The organism is Chryseobacterium contaminans, assembly GCF_001684955.1.
Lineage (GTDB): Bacteria > Bacteroidota > Bacteroidia > Flavobacteriales > Weeksellaceae > Chryseobacterium > Chryseobacterium contaminans.
This window is the reverse complement of sequence record NZ_MAYF01000069.1, coordinates 1-8432: the sequence shown is the minus strand read 5'-3', so window position 1 is coordinate 8432 and position 8432 is coordinate 1. Positions and strand designations below refer to the sequence as shown.

Genomic DNA, 8432 nt, shown 5'->3' with positions numbered 1-8432 from the left:
GTATATGTTGTTAGAATATTGGGCCTTGACTGAGCTTTTTCTATTATAACTTTTGATTGGGGTATCCTTAAAATTTCCCAGTTTTCTTTGTTGGTGAGTAGCTCATAAGCACTGGTACCGGAGTCATACAGGAATTTTTCATCCTTCCCGTTTAGGTTTCCGTGAATAATGATCTTTCTCTTTTTAAATTCAAAATCAATAAGATTATTCTGGAATTCATCAGGCTCTTTGGATAAATTGAAAGCAATATAATCATCCTTGAAATTAATCAGTGTTTTTCTATTTTCAAGAATATCAGCACCCAGAGTACCGATAATTTTAACCGGATTATTTTTCCCTGGAAAACTTCCTGTATTGGATATTTTAATTTGCCTAGAGGTTATTTTTGTTCTGCCAATATAAAATGAGGCAGCTGCCCAATCATTTTTGATAGAAATCTCTTTTAAATTTTCTATTGCTTTACCATAAAACTCCGTATAAACTGCGCCTGTATCAAATTGAAGATAATAGGTGGTTGTATCTTTAGAAAAGTGGATGGGGACGAGCAGAGCATTTTTATCTTTTCCGTTCCATTGGATAGGAACAGCTCCACTTTCATGATCTACTGTTAAATAATTCTTTTCTGGAGTAAATTTCCGGTCAAAATAAATGTAACTGCCTAATCCTGTAATGATAATAAGCGCTAAAACAGTAAGGGTTATTTTCTTGATTATCTTCATGCTGATTTTTTGTGCAAGATTCGGGAATCGATTGCTTTTTTAGCACAAAAACAGGACGACAGTTTTACGACATTTTACTGCCGTTGTTTATAAGAAATTGGTTTTCAGTTTTATAACTAGATCCTGTGTTTTGTTAAGACTGATTCCATTTTTGATGACAATGAATAATTTTAAACATAAAAAGAGAACTAATGGAATCATGAAAAGCGGAAATTTGAAAGTAAATAGCTTTTGAATAAACGGAGAGATAATCATTAATACAGAAAAAACAACAGATACAATAATCTGGATACAAAGAATACTTTTCCCCAGTTCTCTGTTTTTCAAATCCTTTGTTTGGTAAGTTAAAACAGCAGGGAAAATAATGCCGCCATATGGAATAATAAGCCCGGCCAAAGCAGATAGATTAATTTTTTTGGCCTGTTGAACGTTAATCTCTTCTTTTGAGGAAATAATAAGATCTTCCGGCTGAGTATTCAAAGCCTGGGCAAGCGCTTTTAAGGTAAAACCTTTAAGAATATTTCCTGCTTCAACTCTTTGGACGGTCCGAAGAGAAAGCCCGGACCTCTCAGCAAGTTCATTTTGAGTCATATTCATTTTCTCCCTCAAAATTTTAACCTGATTTTCCATGGTCTGATCTTTATAACTGTGACGCTAATTTAAAAAAGATAGATCCTTAAATAAAAATATATGGTGAAAATAATGTGCAATTTTATCATAGTATTAAATTGTGGATAACTTGTTAGTAAAATGTGGAAAACTCCAAATTCTTGTTTTCAAACATATCTAATTCTTTTTGTATAACGGATTGGAGAGATAAATAATAAATATAAAATGGAGAAATTGACAATGATGTTTACCTCGATAAATATGATTTTTGTTCTTTATTTAGAATAATTCAAATTAATATTGCGTGAGAGTTTGTTTATCCTTTATTTTGCACTTTATTTATAATTATTTTAAATAAGGCTGAAAAATGATACGATCAAGCGAATGTGAACTTCCGGTGAAGTTGATAAGTTATGTCCATGAAACAGAAAAGAAAGATGCTCTGACAGATAAAATAACACAATGGGTTAGACCATTTTTCATTTTTTTCTTTTCCATGATAAACATAACCCAACTCTCTGCACAGGAACTGCAAGGTGGAATAACCGGAAAAGTCAATATGGTGGATGGCCAGCCTTTAAGAGCAATATCAGTCTCATTATTAGAGGCAGATCGTCAAACTTTGACAGATGATGATGGCAATTACCGTTTTACCAATATAAATGCAGGTTCTTATACTATAAAACTACAAATTTTAGGATCTAAAGAAATACGGATTCCTGTTGAAGTAAAGGCAGGAGAAAGCACAACATTGGATTATCAGCTTACCAAAGAAAATATCCAGGCCATCCAGGAAGTGGTGATTATGAAAAATGTCAACAGGTTTTCTAAGAAAGAAAGCGGATTTGTGGCAAGGCTTCCTTTAAAGAATCTGGAGAATCCTCAAGTGTACAATACCGTAACCAAGGAGCTTTTCCAGGAACAGGTGGCGGTAGACCTTGGAAGTATTTCTAAAAATGTACCGGGAGCCGGAGTTCCCATGATAGCCAATCAGGGAAGGGTGACATTCCGTTCAAGAGGATTTGAAACGGAGCCTAATGCAAGAAACGGAGTAGCGGGAGCGGCCTTTTCAGTAATTGATCCTGTTAATCTGGAGCGTATTGAAGCAATAAAAGGACCTTCGGCAACTTTATTCGGTAAAAATGTAGCAAGCAGCTATGGTGGCGTTTACAACCGTGTCACAAAAAAGCCCTATAATAAATTTGGCGGTGAAGTAGGGTATGTAGGTGGAAGCTGGGATTATAACAGATTAACTGTAGATGTGAATACCCCGGTTAATAAAGACAGAACAGCACTTTTCCGTCTCAATGCAGCAGGAACCTTTGAGAAAAGCTTTCAGGATTTAGGTTTTACCAATTCACTGGCCATTGCACCAAGTTTTTCCTATCAGATCAATGACCGTATGTCGCTTCTTTTGGATGTAGAATTTAATCAGGCCAAAGGAACTTCAGTAGTACGTTTCAATCCTTATATCGGAAGTAACAAAACTCAGTCTATTGCAGATATGAACTTCCCTTACTATAAAAATTTCCTGGGTGACGATCTTGCCTACGAAACCCAAATGATGAATATCTTTGCCCAACTTAATTATAAAGTATCAGAAAACTGGACTTCCCAAACAGTTATATCCCGTGCAAGATCAACCATTAATGGATATATTTCCGCGATCAACGGGAAAACAGATTCTACGGCAAGTGCGCAGGTAATGGTGGGAACTACCTCATTTATTGCTACCAATATTCAACAGAACTTTATCGGAGATTTTCATATCGGACGTTTCCGAAACAGAATGGTTGTAGGATTGGATTATTATAACAACTCCAATCATTTTGACCGTTATCATACGAATACTAAAGTGTTTAACTTTGTTCATCCATCTGCTGATTTTAGAGTGAACCGTAATACCATTGATGCACTTACCGCAACTTCTGCGATGAGAAAAGAAAATAACAGTGATAATACGTATGCTGCTTATGTTTCCAATGTATTCAATGTAACAGATCAGTTAATGGTAATGGCCAGTTTAAGGGTAGACCGGTTCCAGTTTAAAGGAGTGTATGATATTACCACAGGCCAGATAAAAGGTGGTTTAAGCAATAGCGGAGCACAGGCTGGACCTTATTCACAAACAGCACTTTCTCCCAAATTAGGCCTTGTTTACGAAATATTGAAGAACAGGGTTTCCCTGTTTGGAAACTATATGAATGGTTTCAATAACGTAAGTGGAGTAGATATTAACGGAAATTCCTTCAAACCGGAATATGCCAATCAATTGGAATTTGGGGTGAAAGGTGATATTTTCAATCATAAACTTGTAGGAACATTGAGTTACTATAATATTCGTGTTGATAATATTTTAAGAACCAACCCGGACGACATCAACTATTCTATTCAGGATGGAACTCAATTGAGCAAAGGGTTTGAAGCAGAATTAACAGCCAATCCTTTTGAAGGGTTAAATATTGTTGCCGGATATGCTTATAATGACAGTAAGTTTACCAATGCCAATCCTTCCGTTAACGGATTAAGACCTGCATTATCAGGTCCTGCGAATATGTTCAATTTCTGGATCAGTTACAGAGTTCCACAAGGTAAATTGAAAGGCCTTGGAATAGGTGGTGGTGGAAATATGGGATCATCTTCCTACCAGACCAACACACAAACAGCTAAAGTGATTATTCCATCCTATACAATGTTTGACCTTGGGGTTTTCTACGATCAGCCCAAATATAGAGTAGGTTTGAAATTTGATAATATTACCAATGAAAAAGCCTGGTCTGTACGTTTAACACCCCAGGCACCAGCCCGTTTCTTAGGAAGTGTTTCCCTGAAATTCTAATAGGGAATCTTAAATAATTGATAATAAAGAGTCTCGGATTTATAGATCCGGGACTTTTATTTTACAGTCACTTTCTGAATTCTTTATTTCAATAATAAATGTCTATTTAATCTGATGGCTAAGATAACTTTCATCCTCCATTTTCCTTCCATCTTCTAATTAATCCAAAGGCAATAGTTATTACGGTATCTTATTTTTGCGTAAGGTGTTCCCTGAAATATTCCGGGGGTATTATCCTGCCAATCCTGTCTGATTACATAAAGTCCGGACATCGTAGGTTTAAAGAATGCTTTATTGTTCTCATTTACCGGTATGTTCTTTTCCCAGTTTTCGGGGTTAAAAATCCTAAGCAAAGTTCCTTTCTCTGCGGGTTTCATATTACGGTAAGGAAAAATAGTATAGATTCCGTTTTTTTCAAAAAGTCGTATATCCATCAGTGGAAGAGGGGGATTATTATTGGATGGGATTCCTACCTGATAAGCTCCGCACATAAAATCAATAGGCCTTACATTATCCTGCGGATTTTGTGAACGTACCAAAACAGGCTGCTGGTCATTCATTCCTAAAATCCTATAAGTTCCTTCCTGATGCGGGATAAAGGTTCCTTCCCAATGATCTTCTTTACGCTGTAATTCAATTTTTACTTTTTCACCCTTGGCAGTGTAGAGAAAGAAATTAAAATCTTTGATCCTCTGAAATTCAGGACCTGTAGTTCGGTGCCGCTCACTAAGCTCATCAATAAAGCCATAGCATACCTGGATTTTCACCTGTTCTTTTATTTTTCCTGATCCATGGATTTCCATCCAATAGGCACTGGCTTTTGTAAGTTGTGGAAAGAAGAAAACAGTAAAAAATAACAGCAAAGAAAACGCTGTCCGTTTTGTATACATTTTTGATTGAATTATATGAATATTGCAAATGTAAGGAAAAGCATTCATCAGTTAAGGTTGTTTAAAAATCAAAACTGCGATATGAAAAAATACCGCAGTTCACTTGATTATAATGATTGTTCTTGCAATTAGCCTGTCTTATGCTTCCGTTCTGCACATAGCATCCCAAGTGGTCCAGAAATGAGCATTAATAGCACCTATGGGTGGATTAGTACTGTCTGCAACAATTCCAACCATGGATGCACAATTGGAATTACAGCCTATTTCATTGTGGCTTCCTGCTTGTGGCGGAATCTGTCTCCATGTGCCGGTTGAGCCACTTAATAATTCAACTTTAATTTCGAAAATCCCTGAAAGATTAGGTGTTTGGATTTGTTTTGTAGGATTATCACTTGAAATGGAATCGCTCCAATTTCCTTGTGAAAATGTTACCCGCCATTTGGTAATCATTTTAGCTGTATCATTTTGAGGGGAAAGATATACCCAGAACTGTGCTCCACCGCCCAGTTGCAACTGTCCGGATGAGTTTGCATTTACGCTTGTTGATGTCATAATAAAATTGGTTTTTGTGATTGTTATATAAACCAAAGTAACAAAGAATCAAACAGATGTTGTAGAGTGTAAACAACCAATTATACAGTTGAGTAGAAATACTTAGATGAATCGCTTTTTAGGAAGTATAAGAGGCTGTCATCAGTTTTAGTATAACAGACCACTAAATCTTTTTATTAACGCAATACCCGCAAAGTTTTATCATGAGGTTATATGATTTTTAAGGTCGCAAAGGCGTTTCACTGAGCAATGAGTGATTTTTTCTAGTGATTATTATCTCCCTTTGCTGAATGCAATGCCCTTGCGAACAAAAAATATACAGTTTAATGTTATTTTTTGCGAACCTGGCATTTAAATTATTAATGGAGAAGAATTTTCCCAGATGTATGTGATCAAAAATCTGCTTAATTTGCTAAATCTGCGAGACCATTTTATACAACAACAGGGGATTATTAAGTTGTTTTCCCATCTTATTAAGAGTATATATAAAAGCAAAAAAGTCTTAAGCATAAAACTTAAGACTTTTCTTTGCAGAAAGGAAGGGATTCGAACCCTCGATACAGTTACCCGTATACTACCTTTCCAGGGTAGCTCCTTCAACCACTCGGACACCTTTCTTTTTGAGATTGCAAAAATAGACTATTTTATTTAAATACCAAATTTTTAATGCATTTTTTCAGTAGTAATTTCCCCGCAAAGGCTTTGGGTAAAGTTATCCGCAAAACTTCCGGAGTAATTGGGATTATCAATCAGGTGCATTGCTTTCGTGATAGCAGTCTCAGCAGTCATATCCCTTCCGCTGATTGCTCCGATTCTTGAGAAAATATTACTGTTCTCATATTTACCAAACGAAATACCTCCGGAAATACACTGGCTTACTACCACGATCTCTGTTCCGTTATTTCTGATCTCCTGAAGCGTTTCCTGGGTTTTTTCACTGCTGAAAATAGTTCCCGAACCGAAAACCTGAAGAATCAGCACCTTCATTTTAGGAATCTCTCTGAAGTGACTCAGATGCATTCCCGGAAAAATTCTCCAGAACAGAACGTCTTCAGAAATATGTTCGTCAACATGAAATTCCACTTCCGGATTACAACGGAAAAGATTGTCTTTGATAATATTTAAATGAACACCGGATTGCCCAAGAATAGGGTAGTTTGGACTTGCATAGGCATCAAAATATTCAGCCGAATATTTCAGTGTTCTGTTTCCTCTTAATAATTTATACTCAAAATAAATGGCTACTTCCTGGATAACTGCTTCATCATTTTCATACAGACTGGCATAATACAGACTGGTGAGAAGATTTTCCTTAGCATCGGTTCTCAGGTCACCGATAGGAAGCTGTGAACCTGTCATAATCACAGGCTTTCTTAATCCTTTTAACATGAAGCTTAATGCTGAAGCAGTATAAGACATGGTATCTGTTCCGTGAAGAATCAGGAATCCGTCATAATCATTGTAGTTCTCATGAATATAGTTGGCAATCACTTTCCATTCTTCAGGCCCCATGTCCGAAGAGTCCAGTGGTTTGGCAAAAGGATGTACGAAAACTTCACATTCCATAAGCTTCATTTCAGGCATCTTTTCGAAGATATTACCAAAATCAAAGGCACGCAGACTTCCGGTTTCATAATCTTTTTCCATACCGATGGTTCCGCCGGTATAGATGAGTAGGACTTTTCGCTTCATGTATTATTTTTAATTAAGAATTGAATCCCGGTTAAGGATCATAGCCCAAAATTACGTTAATTTGCAAAGATTTGAAAATGAATGGAACACTTAGCATAAAATTTTATCAGGATAAGAAAAATTCTAAGGGTTACATAAGGCTATTGAAAAAAATAACTAGATGCAGATGAAAGAATTAGCACAAACTTATGAATATTTAAAACAGTTTTTAACAGACGAAAGATTATCAAAAATAGAATACTTCTCTAAGGAAAGTTCAGATTTTGTGCTTCCGGTAGTAGAAGATATTTATCAGTTCAGGAATGCAGCAGCCATTGTACGTTCTGTAGAGGCCTGTGGTTTTCATAAAGTAGTGGCTTTGCAGGAAGAATATAGTTTTGAACCCAATCTTAGGGTAACCAAAGGAGCGGATACCTGGGTAGAGGTTGAAAAGCTTCCCCGAAATATGGAGTCTTTTCAGGAAATCAAAGACAGAGGCTATAAAATTGTAGTGGTTTCATTGGAAAATAATGCTAAAATGCTTCCTGAATACGAAATTACAGAACCTATCGCGTTGGTATTCGGTACAGAAATGGAAGGCGTTTCCCAGGAGATTCTGGATTTTGCAGATGAAACACTGGCCATCCCTATGTATGGTTTTACAAGAAGCTTCAATGTTTCTGTAGCGGCATCAATCTGTATGTATGAATTAAAACAAAAGCTTATAAAATCTGGTATTGACTATAAACTGGATGAGGAAAAACTGTTAAGAATGAAAATCCTTTGGACGGTAAACTCCATAAGAAGCGGACAGCAGATCTTTGAGAAATATCTGAAAGAAAATAATATTAACTGGAAGTAATAAAATAAGAATATAAAAAGGAGGCTGAAAAGCCTCCTTTATTTTTTAGATGAATTAAAAATCCATTCACTATATCATATTGTAGTAATTCCATGCTGCCACAAATACCCCTGCTGTTTCTGTTCTTAACCTTTGGTTTCCTAATGAAACGGCTTTGATCTTATGCTCAGCCAGAAATGCAATTTCTTTTTCAGAAAAGTCTCCTTCAGGGCCAATTAAAAAAGTAATCTCTTCCATGACAGGGATACTTTTAAGCTCCATTCTTTCTAAATTTTCATGGCAGTGTGCCA

Annotated in this window: 8 protein-coding genes and 1 tRNA gene; 2 read left to right on the top strand and 7 right to left on the bottom strand. The window is 36.2% G+C overall.

Annotation, left to right across the window (positions count from 1 at the left end):
* The coding region (locus BBH99_RS05875) for a hypothetical protein (protein WP_066693265.1) at window positions 1-719 on the bottom strand (719 nt) is incomplete at its 3' end.
* 87 nt (window positions 720-806) lie between these two features.
* Complete coding sequence (locus tag BBH99_RS05870; protein WP_066693262.1) at window positions 807-1349, bottom strand: helix-turn-helix domain-containing protein; 543 nt, start codon at window positions 1347-1349, stop codon at window positions 807-809.
* Window positions 1350-1695: 346 nt separating this feature from the next.
* On the opposite strand from BBH99_RS05870, the gene BBH99_RS05865 reads away from it, so the two are divergent.
* Window positions 1696-4167 carry a TonB-dependent receptor domain-containing protein gene (locus tag BBH99_RS05865; RefSeq protein WP_066693259.1) on the top strand — a complete coding sequence of 824 codons (2472 nt, stop codon included), beginning with the start codon at window positions 1696-1698 and terminating at the stop codon, window positions 4165-4167.
* Window positions 4168-4322: 155 nt separating this feature from the next.
* Here BBH99_RS05865 and BBH99_RS05860 read toward each other — a convergent pair whose 3' ends face one another.
* The 4 genes from BBH99_RS05860 to BBH99_RS05845 form a co-directional block, all read right to left on the bottom strand.
* Window positions 4323-5057, bottom strand: coding sequence for a hypothetical protein (locus BBH99_RS05860; protein WP_066693257.1), 735 nt, complete (start codon window positions 5055-5057; stop codon window positions 4323-4325).
* Between the two features lie 138 nt (window positions 5058-5195).
* Window positions 5196-5609: a hypothetical protein gene (locus tag BBH99_RS05855; RefSeq protein ID WP_066693256.1), complete on the bottom strand. Its 414-nt coding sequence runs from the start codon at window positions 5607-5609 to the stop codon at window positions 5196-5198.
* A 531-nt stretch (window positions 5610-6140) separates the two neighbouring features.
* Window positions 6141-6227: transfer RNA gene (locus tag BBH99_RS05850), tRNA-Ser, on the bottom strand.
* A 45-nt stretch (window positions 6228-6272) separates the two neighbouring features.
* Window positions 6273-7301 carry an asparaginase gene (locus BBH99_RS05845; RefSeq protein ID WP_066693254.1) on the bottom strand — a complete coding sequence of 343 codons (1029 nt, stop codon included), beginning with the start codon at window positions 7299-7301 and terminating at the stop codon, window positions 6273-6275.
* 160 nt (window positions 7302-7461) lie between these two features.
* Here BBH99_RS05845 and BBH99_RS05840 point away from each other — a divergent pair, with 160 nt between their 5' ends.
* Window positions 7462-8142 carry a TrmH family RNA methyltransferase gene (locus BBH99_RS05840; RefSeq protein ID WP_066693252.1) on the top strand — a complete coding sequence of 227 codons (681 nt, stop codon included), beginning with the start codon at window positions 7462-7464 and terminating at the stop codon, window positions 8140-8142.
* Window positions 8143-8211: 69 nt separating this feature from the next.
* Here BBH99_RS05840 and BBH99_RS05835 read toward each other — a convergent pair.
* Window positions 8212-8432 (bottom strand): RsmE family RNA methyltransferase (locus tag BBH99_RS05835; RefSeq protein WP_123873026.1); only part of this gene is annotated, 221 nt, incomplete at its 5' end.